This is a genomic window from Neobacillus bataviensis LMG 21833, from assembly GCF_000307875.1.
GTDB lineage: Bacteria > Bacillota > Bacilli > Bacillales > Cytobacillaceae > Neobacillus > Neobacillus bataviensis.
Genome location: NZ_AJLS01000036.1, coordinates 127,040 through 147,968 on the forward strand (window position 1 = coordinate 127,040; position 20,929 = coordinate 147,968).

Genomic DNA, 20,929 nt, shown 5'->3' on the forward strand with positions numbered 1-20,929 from the left:
TTTGTTCAAAGTTTTAACCGATGTTTGGATGAGGAAATGAAGGTAAAGCTATCGCGTTGTAATTTGGTGAATTTACACATGGCTTACGTGTATAAGTCAATAGGAGGATTTTTTTACATGAAAAACGGTAAAGTAAAATGGTTTAACTCAGAAAAAGGTTTCGGATTCATCGAAGCTGAAGATGGAAACGACGTATTCGTTCATTATTCTGCAATTCAAACAGAAGGTTTCAAAACTTTAGAAGAAGGTCAAGAAGTATCTTTCGAAGTTGTTGAAGGAGCTCGTGGACCACAAGCTGCAAACGTAACTAAAAAGTAACTTTAAACCACTAATGATAACAGCCCGGACAATGTGCCGGGCTGTTTTTTGCTGTCTTTGATAGTATAAATGACATAATTTGTTAGGATTTCCTGGCTCATGTTCAAACCTATTTTGCTATAATAGTAGTATTGATAATACGTAAAATATAAGTTGGGGTGAAAAGATGAAATTTATCCATACAGCGGATTGGCACTTAGGAAAGCTAGTTCACGGTGTCTATATGACAGAAAATCAAAGGGAAGTACTCGAGCAATTCGTCGAAATTGTAGCTGAAGAAAAGCCGGATGCAGTGGTTATTGCTGGTGATCTTTATGATCGTTCCGTACCGCCGACTGATGCCGTTGAGTTACTCGATGAGATTCTTTTTAAAATTAATGTCGAGTTGAAAACGCCAATTGTGGCAATTGCCGGAAATCATGATAGTGCCGAGCGCCTTTCATTTGGCAGTTCGTGGTACAAGCATAGCCAATTTTATCTTTCGGGTAAATTATCAAACAGCTTCAAACCAGTACAAATTGGCGGAGTAAACTTTTTCCTTGTCCCATACGCAGAGCCAGGTGTCGTCCGCCAGCTCCTCAGGGATGAATCTATCCATTCCCATCAAGATGCGATGAAGGCTCTAATTGGTAAAATGGAAGAATCCATCAATCCAAATGAAGCAAACGTCTTGGTTGGCCATGCCTTTGTTTTGGGTGGTCAAACCTCTGACTCTGAACGGGTATTATCGGTTGGGGGCTCTGGGTGCGTTGGAGCAGAATTGTTCGAACCGTTTTCCTATACGGCACTTGGCCACCTCCACAGTCCTGATGCCATCACCCATCACAAAGTGAAATATTCAGGCTCACTCTTAAAATATTCTTTTTCGGAAGCAAAACAAAGAAAGTCTATTTCTATCATTGAAATGAATGAGAAAGGAAAATTTACTCATCGCTATCGCTCGCTTACACCTAAACATGACATGCGAGAATTAGAAGGACATTTGGAGGAGCTGCTGGATCCACATTTTTATGAAAAAGAACAGCTTCATGACTATTTAAAAATTACCCTACTCGATGAAGGCGCGTTGCTTGATCCGATTAATAAATTGCGGCAGGTTTATCCGAATGTTCTACATCTGGAACGGAAAATAGATATAACCGACTTGAAGAACAAACAGTCTTTTCATGCCCACCGAAGCGAGAAAAAGTCAGAAATTGAGTTATTTGAACAATTTTATGCAGAAATGACCACCTCTGAATTTACGGGTGACAAAAAAGCGGTAATGGCTGATATTATTGACAAAGTGCTAAGGGAGGGGAACGCAATATGAAACCGTTAAAACTAACGATGCAGGCGTTTGGCCCTTATGCCGACAGGGAAGAAATTGACTTTACTTCATTAGGTAACCGCACGATGTTTGTCATTTCAGGAAAAACCGGCGCTGGGAAAACGACGATTTTTGATGCGATTAGTTATGCGATTTATGGAAAAGCAAGCGGTGAGGATCGCAATGGTCCTGAGCTCCGCAGCCAATTTGCTGCTGATGAATTATTAACAGAGGTTTCGCTTGATTTTTCCTTACGAAACAAGGTGTATTCGATTACTAGGTCTCCACAGCAGTTGAAAAAGAAAGACAAGGGAGATGGCTTTACACAGCTTGGTGCAAAGGCCGAATTATACATGTGGAATGAAGAGGGCGAGAAAAACCTGCTGGCCTCAAAAATCAGTGAGGTAGAGGAAAAAATTAAGGAAATCATGTTGATTGACGCTAACCAGTTCCGGCAAATCCTTATGATTCCGCAGGGGGAATTCCGCAAGTTGTTGATCTCTGATAGTAAAGATAAAGAAGTGATTTTACAGCGGCTGTTCCATACCCAGCTCTATAAAATGGTCGAAGACAAATTGAAGGAAGAAGCGACTGAACTAAAAAGATCTGTTGAAGACCAGATCCAGGCACGCAATGAAGCCATTCGCCGTATTCAAGCAGTAACGAATGATGAGCTTCTCGAATACATGGAAGCGGGAAGTGTAAATGACACTATCATTATGCCGCTGTTACAATCAGAAATTGTTGGTTTGACTGAAATGCTTGAACAGCTGAATACCCATTATAAGGACAAGCTTCAAGAGCAGGATCGGTTAAAGGGACAGCTGTTTGAAGCGGAAACGATTGTGAAACAGCTGCAAACAAGAGATGCATTAAAGAATCAAAAAGCGCAGCTTGAATCTCAGCAGGATTTGTTTGTCGAAAAGGAGCTCCAGGTGCAAAATGCGCAAAAGGCTGCACACCTTGCGCAACAAGAGGAGCTGTGCCATCGCTTAAAACGGGACGCTGACAAACTGACTGGTGAAGTACAAACGTTAAAAGGGAAAATAGAAGACTTGGACGGGCTTGCTAAGCAGCAGGAGGAAGAGCTCCAAAAAGAAATAGAACGTGAAAGTGAGCGGCAGTTTGCCTTGGAAAAGGTAAACCAGCTGCTAAATATCAAAGAGGATGTATACTCGTACCATGCATTAGTAAAGGAAACTACAGTAAAAGGAACACTTTTAAAAACGGCTAAGAAAAAGCAGCAAAATGCCGAAGAAAATCTTGTGCAAAATGAAGAAATAATGAAATCCATGCAGCAGCAAAAGTCCGAGATTGAAAAAGGACAGCTAACCTATTTAGAAAATGAGCGACAGGTTGAAAAGCTGCAAACAGAGCTTGATCGCTTAGAAAAATATGAAACGCTTTATGTTCGCCACCAAACAGCAGCGCAAAACCTTAAGGCGATTACCGATCGATATGAAAATACGGTGGCAAAATTCATGGATGCGAAAGCACTTGTGGTGGACTTGGAAAGTAAATGGCTTCATGGCCAAGCCACACTTTTAGCCTCAAAGCTCCAAACTGGAGAAGCATGCCCTGTATGCGGCTCCGAGCACCATCCTTCTCCGGCAATAGGGCAGGATGAAAGCATTCCAAATGAACATGACATGAAGGCAGCAAAAGAGCTTGCCGCCAAATGGGAAAAGGAAAAGTCTGCAGACGAAGCAAAGCTTTATCAAAGCCAGTCCGCAGTAGTGTTGCAGAAGGAAGCCCTTGCCGAAACAATGGAAGAAATTCGTACAGTTCGAGCAGATTTTACCGAAAGCGACCTATCTTTTGTTAAGGCTGAAACTGTTGCTGCCAAAAATTCACTTATTCGGGTTCAGGCTGATCTCGATAAGAAAATCAAGCTACTTGACCAAATTAAAAAGGAATTGGAGAAAAGGGAATCTGATAAGGCAGTGTTACAAAATGCCATTCAACAATTTTCTGCTGATGTGACAGAATTAACGGTGCAATTCACGGAAAAGAAAACGAATTTGACTAGAATGATGAACGTCATCCCTGAGGATTTGCGCTCGGAAGCAGAATACGAGAAAGCCCTTTTTACAGTCAAAAGTCAGCATGAAACTTTGTTAAAGCAATTAGATGATGCACAGAAAAACTTACAGGCAGTAAGAGAAAAGCTATCTAATGAAACCGCTCGATTGAAGGATGCTGAGAAACATTTAGCTGATAAACAGCACGAACTTGATCATGAACGAGAAATCTTTATCAAAAAATTATCAGAGCAAGGCTTTGAAAAATATGGCATGTATGCTGCTTCTAAACGGTCTGAAGGAGAAATTCGCAGTCTTGAGGCTGAAATCCGCGGCTATCGTGAAGAGTTACGATCGGTTTCCGACCGGTTGAAGGAATTAACGGATTTGTTAGCAGACGTAAAAACACCGGATGTTGAAGGATTAAAGGATGAGCTATCAAAGATGGGATTTGCCATCGAAAAATTAAATCAAAAGCGAAATGATCTTTTTGTTAAAAAGCGTGATAATGAGGATATTTATCATCGGGTTGAGCAATTAAATGAAAATATGAAGCTCCTAGAGGAACGGTATAAATTAATTGGCCATCTCTATGAAATAACCAAAGGTCAAAATAATTTCCGAGTCACGTTTGAACGATATGTGCTTGCCGCTTTCTTAGATGATATATTGCGAGAAGCCAATGTCCGCTTGCGAAAAATGACATCCGGACGTTTTCAATTGTTAAGAAAAACGGATCGATCAAAGGGGAATGCCCAAAGCGGCTTGGAATTGCTTGTCTTTGACCAATACACAGGCCAGGAACGCCATGTTAAAACCTTATCGGGCGGGGAAAGCTTTAAGGCATCCCTTTCACTTGCATTAGGTCTGGCAGATGTGGTGCAAAATTATGCCGGCGGTGTGTCGTTGGAAACGATGTTTATCGATGAAGGATTTGGTACACTTGACCCTGAATCGCTAGACCAAGCGATTGAAGCGTTAATGGATATCCAGAGCAGCGGCCGTTTAGTCGGTATTATCTCGCATGTCCCAGAATTAAAGGAAAGAATTGATGTTAGACTCGAAGTAATTGCAGGACAAACCGGCAGCAGAACAGAATTTATGTTTACCAACTAAAAAAAGAGTATTCCCTAAAAGTTCAGTCTTTTTAGGGAATACTCTTTTTAAATTTTAGAGAAATTATTGATATATATGTCACACCGTGATATAGTCATGGCAAGACATATTTACTTGTGACATAGTTTTTACATAAATCAAACAAAGACTTGTGGGGTGAGGGAATTGGAAATTGATAAAGTTTTGAAAAAATATATGCCAATGTCTGAAACAGCATTCTATATTCTTTTATCACTGACAGAACCTCGCCACGGATACGGAATTGTTAAACATGTAGAAGACATTACAAACTCGCGAATCGTTTTAGGGTCGGGTACTGTTTACGGAACGCTAACGAAAATGCAAAAAGATGGAATCATAACCGTATTTGCTGATGAGGAAAGAAAAACAGTTTATGAAATTACGGAAACAGGAAAAAAACTAATCACAACCGAGATGAATAGACTACAGGAACTGCACCAGAATGCGTTGAAATATGGGGGGATTTTTTATGATTAAAAAAGTATTTAGACCATTCTGGAGCTATGATGTCCAAAAAACAGAAAAATGGCTTATGTCTATGGCTGAAAAAGGGTATTTTTTAGTAAAAATCAATCGAGTTACACGTATCTTTTTCTTTCAAAAAGGTGAGCCTAAGAAGCTAACATACCGAATCGGGTTTGATAAAATGCAGGGAGAGGTTCTATCGAGAGGTCTTAAGCTTGAGGGATGGACAAAGGTTTTACGGACGGGCAATTGGTTTGTTACATCAAATGAAAAGCCATTGGAGCAAATGAAAACCTCGACTGTTCGCGATGGAATTATCAAACATAACCGCATTATTATGTATATTTTTGGCAGTCTATTAATTTATTTATCGATTATGGCTGCATTTTTCCTAAGTATTTCCGGGCTATTTCTAATTTCCGATGATTCCCAAGTAATAATTGAGGAAAGCCCCTATTGGATTTTGACCTTTATATATTTTGGAGCCTTACTAGCTACATTCGTACTAGCACTTTATTCAGTGGTTACAATTCATCGGACAAATAAAACATTACTAAATGAAAAAATAATTAGAGATGGGCTACCAAATCTAACTCATGGTGAAGGTAGCCTTAGCAAAGTGGAAGAAAAGCAGTTAAAACGTTCAGGAAAACTCATTAAAAAAAGAAAACTTGGCTGGATGTATGCGCCGGATAAGCTAGAGGAATGGCTTGAGAATATGGAAGAACAAGGATATAATCTCATCCGTGTTAGTAAGACCGGAACGACCTTCCACTTTCTAATTGGCCACCCGCGGAAGGTTAGCTATTGTGCAGATTATCAAAACATTGCCGATGAGAGCTACTCTGATATCCATCGAGATGCAGGCTGGAAACGAGTTTTTGCATCCTTTGGATCATTACAGAAATGGTCAATCTGGAGCCGTGAATATTCTGAGAATGAAGAACGTCCAGAGATTTATACCGATAAAACCAATCAATTAAAACATGCCAGAAAGATTGCCATTACCTATTCCTGCATGTTTCTTCCGTTAATTATAATTTATATGTTTAACTTAAGTTTGGGAGTAGAATTGATTCAGGATAACAGACTAGATAGGTTACGGATATTTACGATAATTGTAATGGTGTTTGCTATTCTGTCTTTCGGCAGCTTTTCGATTCGGATATGGATGTATTACAGCCGATTAAAAAAACGGATTTAATGAAAATTGTTAGATTGACTGGATAACAAAATTTAATTTTAGGAGACATATCATGAAATCAGAAAAAGAAAAGATGATTAATGGTGAGTTGTATATCTCTGCCGACACAGAACTTGTTAAAGAACGTGAGAATGCCAGGAGATTTACCAGATTATTTAATCTCACGCTAGAAACAGAGGGGGACAAACGTTCAGAAATTTTAAAAGAGCTGTTTGGTTCAACAGGAGAAAATTTATACATCGAGCCGACTTTTCGTTGTGATTACGGCTATAACATCCATGTGGGCGAGAACTTTTATGCGAACTTCAATTGTGTATTTTTAGATGTTTGTGAAATTCGGATAGGGGAAAATTGTATGGTGGCACCCGGTGTTCACATTTATACAGCGACGCACCCGTTGAATCCATTTGAGAGAATTTCAGGTGCGGAATTAGGGGCTCCGGTAAAAATCGGTGATAATGCCTGGATTGGCGGCGGAGCAATTATTAACCCTGGGGTTACAATTGGGAATAATGTCGTCGTTGCCTCTGGAGCGGTTGTTACCAAGGATGTACCTGATAATACTGTAGTTGGTGGAAATCCTGCAAGAATTATTAAAAATATTAAAATCTAATTTGGTATGAATTTCCTAATAATGCAGAATAATATGCTCATACGTTATTAGGGGTGCTATTTCACATGAAAATAACAACCATTATTATTGCGGGACTAATTGTTTCTCTTGGCTTCCCTTCTTTGAAATTCCAGGCGGATGACCTGCCAAGGTTATCACCTGATTGCCTTGAAAATAGGGAAATTCGAGATGTAGAATTCAATAAAGAGATCATGAAAGATATTATTTCTGGCCTAGAATTGGACATTGATAATCAAAGTTTTACTGAGGTAACAGACAGGGGATTAGACGCCGCTCATCTTATCTATGGTGGAAAAGAACTAGATGAAGTTTATCAGTCTCTGCATCAACAATTTATTGTTGCCTCCCGCGGTAAACCGACTTTGTTTGTTAAACCTTTAGAAGCCTATTTACTTTACAAGCAGCCGGATAATACCAATGTTGCAGTACATCTTAAGCTTAACAATTTTAAATGGGAAGTCGTTGAAAAGAAAAAGGCAAAGGGCAATGCCATTACCTATAAACTGTTGAAATGTGAAAAAGAATACCTTAAGAAAAAAAGAGAACTTTACAAAAAGGACTAATAAATAATTGGGTTACACTACCATTAAAAAGCAATCTGGAGGAAAAGGCATGACAGAATTTTGTCCAGTTCTATGGCCGGAGGAACCAACACCGGAAGACCAAATCAATTGCTGTAAATGCGGCCTTGACCAGCATGGTTCCCGAATGATTTGGGGTGAAGGAAACCCGGAAGCACCAATCATGATTATTTTGGATAATCCCGGAGCACGGGAGGATCGTGAAGGGAACTCCATTGTATGTGGGACAAGGCAAACCTTGCAAAAAGCGGCGATTGAGGTTGGCTTAACGATGGAAGATTTATATGTGACCTTTATTTTAAAAAGAAGACCTGTTCGTGCCTACGAAAAAGAAAAAACAAGGCAGACATGTATGATGCATCTTGACCAACAGCTTATGGCAAAAAAGCCTGAGCTAATTTTGTGTTTAGGGAATGTTGCGGTGCAGTCGTTTTTCCAAGACCCTGAGGCAGAGGTCAAGAAACTCCGCGGCACGATTCATCAAGTCCAAGGTTACCCCACTGCAGTAGGCTACCACCCATTAGCAGTTAGACGCCGACCGAACCTTTGGTCAACATTTGCGGAAGATTGGAAATTAGTTGCCGAACATTACCAAAATAAATTAACATAGAATATATAACAAAATGCGATACTTAAATTGAATAAGTGTCGCATTTTCAGTTGGATAAAAGTTACAATATGATTTTAGAAGAATTTAAGATTCATTGAGGGGGGAGTATATGTTCAGTAGATCAACTCCAACTATAGTAAGTGAAAATGCCGTGTCTGAATTAAAAAGATTAAATATTGGCGGTGTGAACCAATGGCTTTTAATAAGAGGTGAAAATAAAAACAATCCTATCTTGTTAATGATTCATGGCGGACCTGGCGCAGCACAGATTGGTTTTAATCGGGAATATCAACAGGAACTAGAAAAGCACTTCATTGTTGTAAATTGGGATCAACGAGGAGCAGGTTTATCTTATTCTAAAAAAATTCCTATGGGGACGATGAATGTTGAGCAATTTTTAAATGATGCAATTGAAGTAACTGCATATTTAAATAAGGAATATCAAAAAGAAAAGATTTTTTTACTAGGTCATTCCTGGGGAAGTATTCTAGGTCTGTTAGCGATTAACAAACATCCGGAACATTTTTTTCACTACTTTGGTGTTTCGCAAGTAGTAAGTATGAGACTGGCTGAGGAATTGTCGTATGATTTAGTTTTGGAAATGGCAAGGGAATTAAATAATGTAAAAGCGATTCAAGAGCTTTCAGAAATAGGAAAACCGCCATGGGGCAAATTAAAACATGATAAAGTTCATCAGAAATACCTCGAATTATTTGGGGGCGGAATTTCACATGATGGGAAATTGGTGAAAGAATTTGTTAAAAACCTACTTATGAGTAAAGAATACACCTTTTTTGATATGGTTAGACATGTAAAGGGACAGCTGTTCAGTATGAAAGCAATGATTAAGGAATTAAGAGAATTAGATTTGAAAGATGTTATCCAAAAAGTCGAAGTACCCGTAACCTTTATCATGGGTAAATATGACTTAACGGTGCCCCACTCCCCAACACAGGAATTCTTTAACCAACTAGAAGCTCCGAGTAAAGAATGGATTACCTTTGAAAACTCCGCCCATTCTCCTAATTATGAAGAACTGGAGAAATTTACCGGAATTGTATTAGAAAGATTGAATCGGTAAAGGACGAAATAGCAATTTTCTCTGAATTTAGTTTCTCCCACAAACTTAAATTTTTATCTGACGGAATTATCCAGCCATAATCCCTTTCTAAATAACTCAAAATAAGATGGTTCACTCATTCAAAACAAAGGGGTTGATGGGATTGAAATGGCATAAAACCATGCTTTCCATGATCCAGCAGCGGCAAGACAAAAAAATTGCGCTGGCTGTCGATACATCCACGAATGAAGCACCAAGCCTTTTGATCAATAACATAGTGAAACTGTTTGAACAGCTGAAGCCTGATACGATATTGGTTCAAGCAGATTTCAAAATTAGAAGTATTTCCCCCGTAAAAAGTGATACGATCAAATACTATACACATGGGAAATCTTCCTATACATTAGTGCTGGAGTGGGCAAAAGAAGAAAACATTGATACCCTCTTTTACATTACAGACGTCACTGGCTTTTTTTCTGAAGAAATGGAACAAGTGGATTTTGAACTATTTTGGCTAGTTCCCGGGGCCATTTTGCCGAGAGTACCGTTTGGAAAAGCCATTAAAGTTGCATGAAATCTCGTCCATCCCTCACTTTTGTGGGGGATTATTTATGTTTCTAAAACAAATAGGAAATTTCAATATTGATGGTGAATAGTAATAAAGGGTGCTAATCATAAAAGGGGTTTTAAAACATGATAAAAGAGATTGATTTACATAATTTAAGTCTCGTCAAGGAATTGTTTGAACTGCAAAGAGCCTCTTACCTTGTTGAGGCAAAGCTTATCAATTTTTTTGAAATCCCGCCGCTAAAAGAGACAATGGAAGAATTAATAAAATGTAAGGAATTATTCTTGGGATATTTTGAGGACACGAAACTCGTTGGTGTACTTTCCTATACGATTGAGGAAGAGGAACTGACGATTTGCCGCATGATCGTCAATCCTACCCATTTTCGTACAGGAATTGCACAAAGGTTGTTGGACGAAGTAGAGAAAAATCATAAGGAATTAAGAGCTTTTAAAGTATCGACCGGTAAAGACAATACACCCGCCAAAAGATTATACCTGAAAAATGGCTATAAGATGGTTGGCGATTTTGAAGTAGTTCCAGGGCTTTATATAAGTAACTTTGAAAAAACACCATCAAAAATATGATAGTGTTTTTCTTTTGTACATTACCCCATCATCATCTGAACAACCATCCATACATTTAATCCGAGAATAATTACTGCAAACAATGAAGAAAGAACGGTTGTGATTCTTTTATTCGTCAGCACGCCCATTAGTTCTTTCTTTTGCGTATAGTAAATTAAGGCGATAATTGGAAATGGAAGAACGGCACTAAGCACTACCTGACTGATGATTAATGTTTGAGTAGGATCGACACCGATAGCTACGATGATCACGGTTGGAAGCATCGTGACTAAGCGGCGAATCCATAATGGTATAGTAAACCCTACAAAACCCTGCATGATGACTTGCCCAGCCATCGTACCTACGACAGAACTTGAAACACCTGAAGCAAGTAACGAAATTAAGAATACACTGGCCGCGGCAGATCCGAGCAGCGGTGTCAGGGTATGGTAGGCCGTTGTCAGGTCGGCGATATGACTTTGACCGGAAGTGTTGAAAACCGATGCTGCCATATACATCATCGCAAGATTGACGAAACCGGCAAGTGTCATCGCAATCAAAATTTCTTTTGTACTAAACTTTTGAATTTTTATTTTTTCCATATCATTTCGTGGAACAATCCGGTTCTGTGTTAAGCTTGAGTGCAAATAAATCGCGTGCGGCATAACGGTAGCGCCGATTACTCCGACTGCGAGCATAATGCTTTCACTATTACCAAGCCATGGAACGACACTATGATAGGCAATTTGTGAAAAGTCCGGCTTTGAAATGATTGTTTCGACTAAGTAACATAACCCGATTAGCATCGCAAAAGCAGCGATGAATTTTTCTAACGGTCGGAAGCCAAATTTTTCAAGCATTAAAATTAAATAGGTAACTACACCTGTAATAATAGTAGCAAACAGCATAGGAATGCCGGCAAGTAAGTTTAATGCGAGTGTTGCCCCTAAGAATTCAGCAAGGTCAGTTGCCATCGCTGCTAACTCTGAAACAATCCACATGATCATGGTGAGCCATTTCGGCATATGATCCCGGCAAATTTCCGGCAGGCTTCTTCCTGTTGCGATTCCAAGTTTGGCAGACATGTTCTGTAACAGCATCGCCATTAAGTTAGCTAAAACAATTACCCAAAGCATTTTATAACCAAAGCGGGCACCGCTTTGAATGTTAGTAGCAAAATTTCCCGGATCTACATACGCAATTGATGCGATGAAGGCAGGGCCAAGGAACGGCAACAATGCTCGAAACCCTTTAACTTTTCCATTTATGGCATCTCTTGCAGCAGATACAGTTCGGTCTTCTGCAGATCGAGCCTTGTTAACTGCAAGTGAATTAGTTTGGCTCATCAGATACCAACCTTTCTTATGTGTTTTTCGTGGACGCAAGGTTTGTTCGTTTGTGAACAAAAGTTGCATGGATGCAAATTTATAAATCCATTATATAAAATTTCGAAAAATTTGTGAATATTTTTGCCTAAAAAATAATTATTTTTTGAAGTAGAAAGTGAAATCAACATCTTCGCTTGAACAAAGTCACTTTAAAAGCTACAGTAGAATGGTAGAACGATTAAGAAGGTGGCAAGCTTGGAAAAACGATATTTTACGATTGGGATGGCTGGGCATATTGACCATGGAAAAACCTCTTTAACGAAAGCCCTAACCAATGTGGATACGGATCGACTTAAAGAGGAAAAAGAACGACAAATCTCGATTGAACTTGGATTTGCTCCATTATATGAAGACGATGAAATCCAAATTTCCGTAATTGATGTTCCAGGACATGAACGGTTTATCAGGCAAATGATTGCAGGAGTTGCCGGAATTGATTTGGTGGTGCTGGTCGTTGCAGCTGATGAAGGTGTGATGCCACAGACAAGGGAACATCTGGACATCCTAAAATTTTTAGGGATAAAAAATGGTGTAATCGCGATTACAAAGATTGACAGGGTAGACGAAGAATTTATTGAACTGGTCAAGGATGATATTTTAGAAGAGCTAACCAATACAGTTTTTGAGGGTGCCCCATTTATGCTCGTTGACAGCTTATCAAAAAAAGGAATTGGTGAAACAAAAGACCTGATTATCAAAACCTTAATGGAACAAGAAATGCGTGATGCAAAAGGGGCATTCCGACTTCCGATTGATCAAGTGTTCACGGTAAAAGGTCAAGGCACTGTTGTTCGTGGAACGGTTTATGAAGGGACCGTTGAAGAAGGACAAGCATTGAAAATAATGCCGAACGGGCTGGAGGTAAGGGCTAGGCAAATACAAGTCCACCATAAACAAGCCCAAAAGGCGTATGCGGGACAGAGGACTGCAATCAACCTTTCTAATGTATCAAAGGAAGATTTAGAGCGTGGTGATGTCCTTGTTTCATCCGAACATTTTATTGTGACGAGAACTGTAGATGTGGCGATTCGGGTAGTGGAGGATCTTGAACATCTGGTCAAGCAGCGGATGCCAATCAAGCTTCATATTGGTACGGCGGAGGTTATGGGACGGATTGTGTTCTTTGACCGTAATGAGATTAAAGAAGAAAATGGCGAGATCCTTTGTCAGCTGCGGCTTGAGGAAGAAATTCTAACGAAACGCGGCGACCGCTTTATTTTACGCAGGCCAAGCCCTCAGGAAACAATTGGCGGCGGCTGGGTTATTGACCCACTTGGAAATAAGTATCGCTTCGGAAATCAGACAGTTGAAGATCTTGAGAAGAAAAAGGTTGGTACCCCAAAGGAGCGAATCATGGCAGCTTTAGTGGAAGGGAAGAGCCTTCAGCTAAATGAGTTAATAACACGGACTGCACTTGATGATGAAGCATTAACTGAGCAATTAAGCGATAACGACTTTGTTTTATATAATGATAAAGAGTATACACTTCATTCAATAATCAATTCCATTGAAGAAGATATTTTCGATAGATTACAGGAATTCCATCTGACTCATTCAATGAAGGCGGGGGTAAACAAGGCAGAGCTTTTGCACGTATTACAAAAAAAGTTTCCCAAATCATTGCTGGATTTTGTTGTGGAAAATGGGATTGCAAATGAAATTTTTAAGAGAAAAGAACAATACGTGTCCCTTAAAGCATTTGTCCCGCATGTTCCGAAAAGCTGGGAAAAACGGACTGAAAATCTGCTAATGGAATTAAAAAAGGATGGACTTAAGGTTCGGTATCTAAAGGACTATTTTTCTTCCGCTGGAATTCCGGAAACACTAGAGTTTGATTTGAAGAAATTCTTGGAAGACCAACAGCTAATCGTTCAACTAGATGAGAAATTTGCCTATCATGGGGAAGTGTTCAGGGGAGCGGTTGATAAACTTCGCAGCCAAACTGGTTCTGAATTTGAAGTCGGGGAAGCGAAGGAAGTTCTTGACCTTTCAAGAAAATACATGATTCCGTTTCTAGAAAGATTGGATGCAAATGGTTTAACAAAAAGAGTTGAGAACAAACGAGTCTGGAAATAAATAAAGCCCCATTTCCTTGTTGGAAATGGGGCTTTTAAAGTTACGAAAGAAATTCAGCAGGGTTTAAGCCAAGTTCACGGCAGATGTCGGCAACCATTTGCTGTTCAGTTGGGTCGAAGTTGCCATCCGCATAGCCAATAGCAATGCAATAGCGGGCAACTAAGCGAGCTATTTCTGGCTTAGTTCTTATTTTTCCAAGGGCACGAAATGCTTCAGCACGACCCATCATGCGGTCATTTTCCATTTTTGAAATGAATAAATTGAATTTCTGAATGACTTTATTTGTATCAAAGACGCGTAATTCTTCACTTTGATTGACAAATTCGAGCATTTTTTGCCGTTCAGATGCGTCTAGATATCCATCGGCCATTGCGACTAAAGCGCATGCCGCAACGACTGCATCTAGAACGTCTTGACTTTTATAGCGATTGAATACATCCTGTGCTTTTCGCTTTTGATTGTTCGCCCATTCGGCATAATCCGTTTGCGAAGGGGACCAATTATTGCCGCAGCTATTACAAGAGAACTTTAATTGGTTTTGCCCAATAAAACCGCCCAATAAACCGACTGGGCCAAGGATTAATCCGCCAATGGCAGCTTTGCCGAGACCAAATCCTTTTTTCCCGGTTCGAACATTTGTTGAATGGCAGCGCGGGCACATAATATCGTCACCACCGTAAGATTGACGGGCGGTAGATGACGATGGGTTTGCAGTCTGTGATGGATACCCATAGGCCGGCTGCTGGTAGGAGCTATTGCCCGGCTGGTTTTGTTGATATGGATTATAGCTAGTTTGGTTTTGCTGGTATGGATCATATTGATTCGAATTACTTTGCTGGAACGAATTAGTTGGTTGAAAATTGTTACCAGGAATTTGATTTTGCTGATAATTTGGCTGTTGAGTTGCTGGTGATGCCGGTGCATTAGCTGGCGGATCATCAACCGATATCCCAAAGTTACGGCACAAAGCGGCTAAACCACCCTGAAAACCACTTGCAATCGCATTGAATTTCCATTCGCCGTTATGACGGTATACTTCAGCGGCAACAATTGCCGTTTCCACCGTAAAATTCCTGCCTAAGTTAAATCGCAACAGCTCTTCGTTAGTCAGTTCATTAAAAATACGAACATAGGATTCTGCTACTTGTCCGAAATTTTGCCGTTTTACCTGTGCGTCGTGAATCGTAATGGTAAAGGCAATTCGGTGAATATGAGCAGGTACTTTGTTCAAATCAATTCTGATCTGTTCATCATCATTAACACCTGAACCAATTCGGCTGTCGCCGCTATAAATGATTGAGCCATTTCCGCCGTTAGGGTTGTTATAAAAAACAAAGTCTTGATCACTGTTTACTTTCCCAGATTCGCCTAATAAAAATGCTGAGGCATCCAAATCAAAATTGGAACTAAGACTGCTGCCATTCCAGCCCAAACCGACTACTACATTTTGCAGGCCGGGATGCGATTTCGTTAGATCAACCTTTTGCCCTTTACTAAGTGTAACACCCACACTTTTCACTCCTTATCCATAATGTTTCTATGTAGATTATAATGCAATTTCTATAAAGGGAAAAACTTCTAGTTTATAAAAATACTTTGCCTGTTCTTTAATTGTACGAGATAGGGGGCAAAAAGTTTCACTTTATTTTCGGCAAAAAGAAATGAGAGGCTAACTTATCTAAGTTAGCCCCTCATTCCATTCAATGCATCAGCCTGTTTTTTCAGTTTCAAGTGGAGTAGAATGCTCATGTTCCCAATAATCTGCATTTTTTATTCCCAGCTTAACAGGGTCAAATACAGGATCTTTCCCATCTTTTAATTGTGCTTCATAGTCTTTTAGCACTTTTAATGTCGGTTTAGTAAGGAGAAGAATCGCAATGATATTTAACCAAGCCATACTCCCTACACCTACGTCACCTAATGCCCAAGCAAGACCAGCTGTTTTCACACTTCCATAGAATACCATTCCGCAGATGACTATCTTTAGAAGGAATATGGTCCAAGGACGTTTTGTTTTTCTATTAATATAGGCAAGGTTTGTTTCTGCCATATAATAATAGGCCATAATTGTCGTAAAAGCGAAGAAAAATAATGAAAGTGCTACAAATGGAGCCCCAAAGCCAGGGAATACAGCTTCAACCGCTTTTTGTGTATAGCCAGGACCTGGTTCCATTTTTCCAAGGTTTGTTACAATCGCTTTTCCACCCTCTGGTGTAACATTGTACATACCAGTAATGAGAATCATGAATGCTGTTGCAGAACAAACTAATAACGTATCTACGTAAACAGAGAATGCTTGTACAATTCCTTGCTTGGCAGGATGTGATACCTCAGCCGCAGCTGCAGCATGTGGACCAGTCCCTTGACCCGCTTCATTTGAATAGATTCCACGTTTAACTCCCCATGAAATGGCAGCACCTAGGATCCCGCCAAATGCGGCATCTGCACCGAAAGCACTTGAGAAGATTAGTTTTAATACACCTGGTAATTCAGAAATATTCATAAACGTAATAGTAAGAGCGACTAAAATATAAGCTAACGCCATGAAAGGGACAACAATTTCAGCAACACGAGCGATTCGTTTTACGCCGCCAAAGATGATGATCGCGAGGAACAATACAATGACGCCGCCGGTAATCGCTGGATTAATTCCGAAAGCGTTTTCAACACTTAGGGAAATACTATTTGCTTGAACCCCAGGTAAAAGCACTCCTGTTGCAATAACTGTTACAATGGCGAATAAAACAGCATACCATTTAATGTTTAGTCCTTTTTCTATGTAATATGCAGGGCCGCCACGGAATTGACCATCCTGTTTTGTTTTATACACTTGTCCTAAGGTAGATTCGATGAATGCTGAACCTGCACCTAAGAAGGCCATCATCCACATCCAGAAAACCGCTCCCGGTCCTCCAAATGCAATAGCGGTTGCAACGCCGGCAATGTTTCCTGTACCAACGCGGCCTGATAACGAAAGACTTAAGGCTTGGAATGAAGAAATACCGGCATCAGATTTTCCCCCTTTAAACATTAACGATACGATATCTTTCATATGCCTGACTTGAAGAAACCTAGTTGCAAGTGTGTAAAACAGCCCCACCCCTAAACACAAATAAATTAATGCCTGACTCCAAATAATTCCATTCAACCAATTTACAAAGTTCTCCATAAATTTCCCCCTTTTTCCTTTATGTTTATTATTATATAACAGAATATTACACAAGAGAAAGAATTTTTTAAATTATTAATTATTTCACCATATTAAAGCGTTAGACTACTATAACATTCTTATCATTTCCTTTAAGGAAATGTTAAGGAACAAACGTAATAATAGGCTTATTCTAAATCACATTCTGGCCACATGACCGGGATCAGAAAAGGAGTAAGCATAGATGAAAAAATGGATTTTAATTGTAGTAGGGGTACTGGTAGTTGGATTTGTTGGATACCAATGGTACTCATCAAAAACAAGTACGCAGACAGCTTCAGCACTGGTAAGGACAGCAAATGTTCAAAAAGGAACATTAGAGGTCAAGATTAGCGGGTCTGGGACGGTGCAGTCGGTTACGAACGAAGATATAAAGTCGTTAATCGATAACAATGAAATAGATGAAGTGTTAGTTGCTTCAGGAGAGGAAGTCAAAAAAGGAGCAGTACTGATGACTTATATAGATGGAAGTGATCCAATAATAGCACCAGCTGATGGCGTGATCACTGCTATATCTGTTCTAAATGGTGAACGAGTTAATAACGGACAAGTTGTCGCCCATCTAACCAACTACAAAGACTTACAAACCGTAGTACAAATTGATGAACTTGATATTCCAAAAATCGAAAAAGATCAAACTGTAGCCTTAAAAGTAAATGCGTTTCCCGACCAAATTTTCACTGGAACAGTAACAACAGTTGCGGAAGAGGGAGCAGCAACAAACGGCGTCTCCAATTTTGATGTCACTATCCATATCGACAAACCAGATCATCTTAAAGTAGGGATGAGCACGGAAGCAAGTATCCTAACAGCTAGTAAAGAAAATACTCTTTATGTACCACTGGATGCGGTTCATACAGTCAATGGTGAAAAATATGTCATCGCGGCTTCGGCAGGTACAGACAATGCGAATTCAGGAAAAGCGCAAATAACAGTGAAAACGGGTTTAGCGAATGAAGATTTTGTTGAAATCACTGATGGTCTTTCTGAAGGTGATACGGTTCAATTACCACAATTAGCAACTGGAAACTCCTCCGGTAATCAAATGAGAACGATGCAAGGAAGCTTTGGAGGTGGAATGGGCGGTTTTGGTAATATGGGAGGAATGAACCGCAGTGGGGGTGGACGAGCACAATTTGGCGGAAGGAGCGGAAATTAATGGGTACACCTATTATTCAAATTAGGAATCTAATGAAAACCTATAAACTTGGCGGTGAGACTGTCCGTGCGTTAAATGATGTATCCATTGAAATTGACAAGGGTGAATTTTTAGCCATTATCGGTCCTTCCGGTTCAGGAAAGTCGACCTTGATGAATATGATTGGCTGCCTGGACCTGCCGGAATCCGGAACGTATTTACTGGATGGTAAAGATATTGGAAAAATGAATGACAATCAGCTAGCGGTAATTCGAAATCAAAAAATTGGCTTTATTTTTCAAAATTTTAATCTGTTAACCAAATTATCAGCTCTTGAGAATGTGGAACTTCCCTTGCTTTATGCGGGTATACCTGCGAAAGAACGGCGTGAAAAATCCTTAGAGAGTCTAGAGAAAGTTGGGTTAAGAGAGCGTGCAGGACATTTGCCAACCCAGCTTTCGGGGGGACAGCAGCAACGGGTTGCCATTGCCAGAGCCCTTGCAGGTAATCCTTCGATTCTACTTGCGGATGAACCGACTGGAGCCTTAGATAGCAAGACGAGTCAGGAGATATTATATTTAATACAAGAATTAAACGAGTTAGGCCATACGATTATTTTAATAACACATGATTTAACGATTGCCCAACAAGCAAAAAGAATGGTCAGTATTCAGGATGGGCAGCTGCAAGAGAACGGGGGTGAACTAATTGGGAATATGGCAATCTATTAAGATGGCACTCCGGAGTATTAAAGGAAATAAACTTAGGTCGGCATTAACAATGCTAGGGATGATCATTGGGGTGTCCTCAGTGATCATTCTCGTCTCTATTGCACAAGGGTCTGCTCAAAATGTAACAAGTCGAATTAATCAATTAGGTACAAATTTATTAACGATTAATTCCTTTGGAACAGATATTGTCTTATCGGAAGATAAAATTGATGGGTTAAGTAAATTAAACGGAGTTAAAGCGGTGGCACCTGTCGTTCAGGGACGTGTAAATGTGAAAAAAGATAGAACAACATCACAGGTTTCTTTAATCGGAACAAACGCTGCCTATTCATCTGTTCGAGATGCAAAGGTTAGCCAAGGCCGATTTATTACCGACTTAGATATTGAATATCGACAGAAGATTGCGGTCATTGGTTCGGATACAGCTTCCTCTTATTTTGGAACAGAAAACCCAGTCGGTCAATATCTTCAAATTGATGGAACCTCCTTCAAAGTTGTTGGCGTTCTCGTTTCTAAAGGAAGTTCCTTGGGACAAAGCGGTGATAATGTTATAATCGTTCCTTTAAGTACGGGACAACGCTTGGTTAAGAGTACGACGATCAGTCAGGTTTATTTACAAGGAAAAAGTGAAGATCAAATGGATTTTGTGATGAACGAAGTAGAAATGAAAATGGCTTCATTATTTCCTAACAAAAGTGATTCGTATAGTGTAACGAACCAGCAGGATCTAATGGATACGATGAGCTCCGTCAATGATACAATGACGATGATGTTAGGCGGTATTGCCAGTATTTCATTGCTTGTAGGTGGAATTGGTATCATGAATATCATGCTGGTATCTGTTTCGGAAAGAACAAAAGAAATAGGGATTCGAAAAGCAATTGGAGCTAAAAGGCGCGATGTCCTTCTCCAATTCCTTATCGAAGCTGTGGTATTAAGTGGAGTCGGTGGACTAATAGGGATTCTAACGGGAGTAGGATTGGGGAAACTATTATCAGCACTATTAAATTTAACTGTCACATTCACATCCTCCATTATGTTTTCGTCTTTCTTATTTTCATTAGCGGTCGGAGTGGTATTTGGTGTATTCCCAGCAAATAAGGCTTCAAAGTTAAATCCAATCCAAGCGCTTCGTTATGAATAATAGCAAAAGGTAAAAAGCGGACACAAATATGTTTCGTCCGCTTTATTGCTATATAATGAATGATAGAAAAATCAATAATTAATTGGAGAGTTTGATATGCGCTTATTAGTGGTAGAAGATAATATTCCTTTATTAGAGTCAATTGTTCAGCTTTTATCAGATGAATTCGAAGTAGACCAGGCATCGAATGGGGAAGATGCATTATTTTTAGCAATGCAAAATATTCATGATGCCATTGTGCTTGATGTGATGATTCCGGAAATTGACGGCTTCGAGGTTTTACAGGAAATTCGAAAGAAAGGGTTGAAAACACCTGTACTCTTCTTAACAGCTAGGGATTCCTTGGAGGATCGGGTAAAAGGACTGGATAACGGCGGTGATGACTATCTAGTTAAACCGTTTCAAGCGGCAGAATTAAAGGCAAGAATCCGCGCACTATTAAGGCGCAGCGGCAGCCTTACGACAAATCAAACGATACAATATCGCGGGATTGAACTTCTGGGGAAGGAAAGGGATATTATTGCAAATGGTGATTCTATCAAATTAACATCTAAACAATACGAGCTTCTGGAATTTATGATCCAAAACAAAGGAGCAATTTTAACAAAAGAACAAATATATGACCGTGTTTGGGGATTTGATTCAGATACAACTATTGCTATTGTCGAAGTGTTTATGCACCATCTCCGAAAAAAATTAGAACCGTTTGGTTATCATGCTGATATTAAAACCATCCGTGGTGTCGGCTACATGCTTAACGAAGAATAGGAG

Annotated in this window: 19 protein-coding genes; 16 read left to right on the plus strand and 3 right to left on the minus strand. The window is 39.7% G+C overall.

Annotated features, from left to right (window positions below; all coding sequences use genetic code 11):
- Positions 1 to 117 precede the first annotated feature (117 nt).
- The 11 genes from BABA_RS04605 to BABA_RS04655 all read left to right on the plus strand — a co-directional run bounded on the left by BABA_RS04605 (position 118) and on the right by BABA_RS04655 (position 10,494).
- Positions 118 to 318, plus strand: a complete 201-nt coding sequence (locus BABA_RS04605; RefSeq protein WP_007083969.1) for a cold-shock protein — start codon at positions 118 to 120, stop codon at positions 316 to 318.
- A 166-nt stretch (positions 319 to 484) separates the two neighbouring features.
- Positions 485 to 1,630 (plus strand): exonuclease SbcCD subunit D, encoded by a 1,146-nt coding sequence (locus tag BABA_RS04610; RefSeq protein WP_007083970.1) that lies wholly within the window; start codon positions 485 to 487, stop codon positions 1,628 to 1,630.
- The gene (locus BABA_RS04615; protein ID WP_007083971.1) at positions 1,627 to 4,764 is read left to right on the plus strand and encodes an AAA family ATPase; all 3,138 of its coding nucleotides are present in this window, start codon (positions 1,627 to 1,629) and stop codon (positions 4,762 to 4,764) included. The genes BABA_RS04610 and BABA_RS04615 overlap by 4 nt, the downstream gene beginning before the upstream one ends.
- Positions 4,765 to 4,929: 165 nt before the next feature.
- Entirely contained in the window at positions 4,930 to 5,262 is a 333-nt protein-coding gene (locus tag BABA_RS04620) for a PadR family transcriptional regulator (protein ID WP_007083972.1), read from the plus strand.
- Entirely contained in the window at positions 5,255 to 6,454 is a 1,200-nt protein-coding gene (locus BABA_RS04625; RefSeq protein ID WP_007083973.1) for a DUF2812 domain-containing protein, read from the plus strand. Before BABA_RS04620 ends, BABA_RS04625 begins: the two co-directional genes overlap by 8 nt.
- 52 nt (positions 6,455 to 6,506) lie before the next feature.
- Positions 6,507 to 7,067, plus strand: a complete 561-nt coding sequence (locus tag BABA_RS04630; protein ID WP_007083974.1) for a maltose acetyltransferase domain-containing protein — start codon at positions 6,507 to 6,509, stop codon at positions 7,065 to 7,067.
- A gap of 65 nt (positions 7,068 to 7,132) precedes the next feature.
- Entirely contained in the window at positions 7,133 to 7,651 is a 519-nt protein-coding gene (locus tag BABA_RS04635; protein WP_007083975.1) for a hypothetical protein, read from the plus strand.
- 49 nt (positions 7,652 to 7,700) lie between these two features.
- Positions 7,701 to 8,279: a uracil-DNA glycosylase gene (locus BABA_RS04640; protein WP_007083976.1), complete on the plus strand. Its 579-nt coding sequence runs from the start codon at positions 7,701 to 7,703 to the stop codon at positions 8,277 to 8,279.
- A gap of 109 nt (positions 8,280 to 8,388) precedes the next feature.
- The gene (locus BABA_RS04645) at positions 8,389 to 9,360 is read left to right on the plus strand and encodes an alpha/beta fold hydrolase (RefSeq protein WP_007083977.1); all 972 of its coding nucleotides are present in this window, start codon (positions 8,389 to 8,391) and stop codon (positions 9,358 to 9,360) included.
- 136 nt (positions 9,361 to 9,496) lie between these two features.
- A complete protein-coding gene (locus tag BABA_RS04650; protein ID WP_235749575.1) occupies positions 9,497 to 9,913 on the plus strand; it encodes a vWA domain-containing protein in 417 nt (138 codons plus the stop codon).
- A 119-nt stretch (positions 9,914 to 10,032) separates the two neighbouring features.
- A complete protein-coding gene (locus BABA_RS04655; RefSeq protein WP_007083979.1) occupies positions 10,033 to 10,494 on the plus strand; it encodes a GNAT family N-acetyltransferase in 462 nt (153 codons plus the stop codon).
- Positions 10,495 to 10,514: 20 nt separating this feature from the next.
- Here BABA_RS04655 and BABA_RS04660 read toward each other — a convergent pair whose 3' ends face one another.
- On the minus strand, positions 10,515 to 11,819 hold the full coding sequence (locus BABA_RS04660; protein WP_007083980.1) for an Nramp family divalent metal transporter: 1,305 nt from the start codon (positions 11,817 to 11,819) through the stop codon (positions 10,515 to 10,517).
- A gap of 237 nt (positions 11,820 to 12,056) precedes the next feature.
- On the opposite strand from BABA_RS04660, the gene selB reads away from it, so the two are divergent.
- On the plus strand, positions 12,057 to 13,937 hold the full coding sequence (gene selB, locus BABA_RS04665) for a selenocysteine-specific translation elongation factor (protein ID WP_007083981.1): 1,881 nt from the start codon (positions 12,057 to 12,059) through the stop codon (positions 13,935 to 13,937).
- Positions 13,938 to 13,977: 40 nt separating this feature from the next.
- Here selB and BABA_RS04670 read toward each other — a convergent pair whose 3' ends face one another.
- Together BABA_RS04670 and BABA_RS04675 are read right to left on the minus strand one after the other, a co-directional pair.
- Positions 13,978 to 15,447, minus strand: a complete 1,470-nt coding sequence (locus BABA_RS04670; protein ID WP_007083982.1) for a TerD family protein — start codon at positions 15,445 to 15,447, stop codon at positions 13,978 to 13,980.
- Between the two features lie 198 nt (positions 15,448 to 15,645).
- Positions 15,646 to 17,106, minus strand: a complete 1,461-nt coding sequence (locus tag BABA_RS04675; protein ID WP_007083983.1) for an alanine/glycine:cation symporter family protein — start codon at positions 17,104 to 17,106, stop codon at positions 15,646 to 15,648.
- Between the two features lie 223 nt (positions 17,107 to 17,329).
- On the opposite strand from BABA_RS04675, the gene BABA_RS04680 reads away from it, so the two are divergent.
- The 4 genes from BABA_RS04680 to BABA_RS04695 all read left to right on the plus strand — a co-directional run bounded on the left by BABA_RS04680 (position 17,330) and on the right by BABA_RS04695 (position 20,926).
- Entirely contained in the window at positions 17,330 to 18,304 is a 975-nt protein-coding gene (locus tag BABA_RS04680; RefSeq protein ID WP_007083984.1) for an efflux RND transporter periplasmic adaptor subunit, read from the plus strand.
- A complete protein-coding gene (locus BABA_RS04685) occupies positions 18,304 to 19,014 on the plus strand; it encodes an ABC transporter ATP-binding protein (RefSeq protein WP_007083985.1) in 711 nt (236 codons plus the stop codon). The genes BABA_RS04680 and BABA_RS04685 overlap by 1 nt, the downstream gene beginning before the upstream one ends.
- Positions 18,992 to 20,158, plus strand: coding sequence for an ABC transporter permease (locus tag BABA_RS04690; protein WP_007083986.1), 1,167 nt, complete (start codon positions 18,992 to 18,994; stop codon positions 20,156 to 20,158). Before BABA_RS04685 ends, BABA_RS04690 begins: the two co-directional genes overlap by 23 nt.
- Before the next feature lie 96 nt (positions 20,159 to 20,254).
- A complete protein-coding gene (locus tag BABA_RS04695) occupies positions 20,255 to 20,926 on the plus strand; it encodes a response regulator transcription factor (RefSeq protein WP_007083987.1) in 672 nt (223 codons plus the stop codon).
- The last annotated feature ends 3 nt before the right edge of the window (positions 20,927 to 20,929 follow it).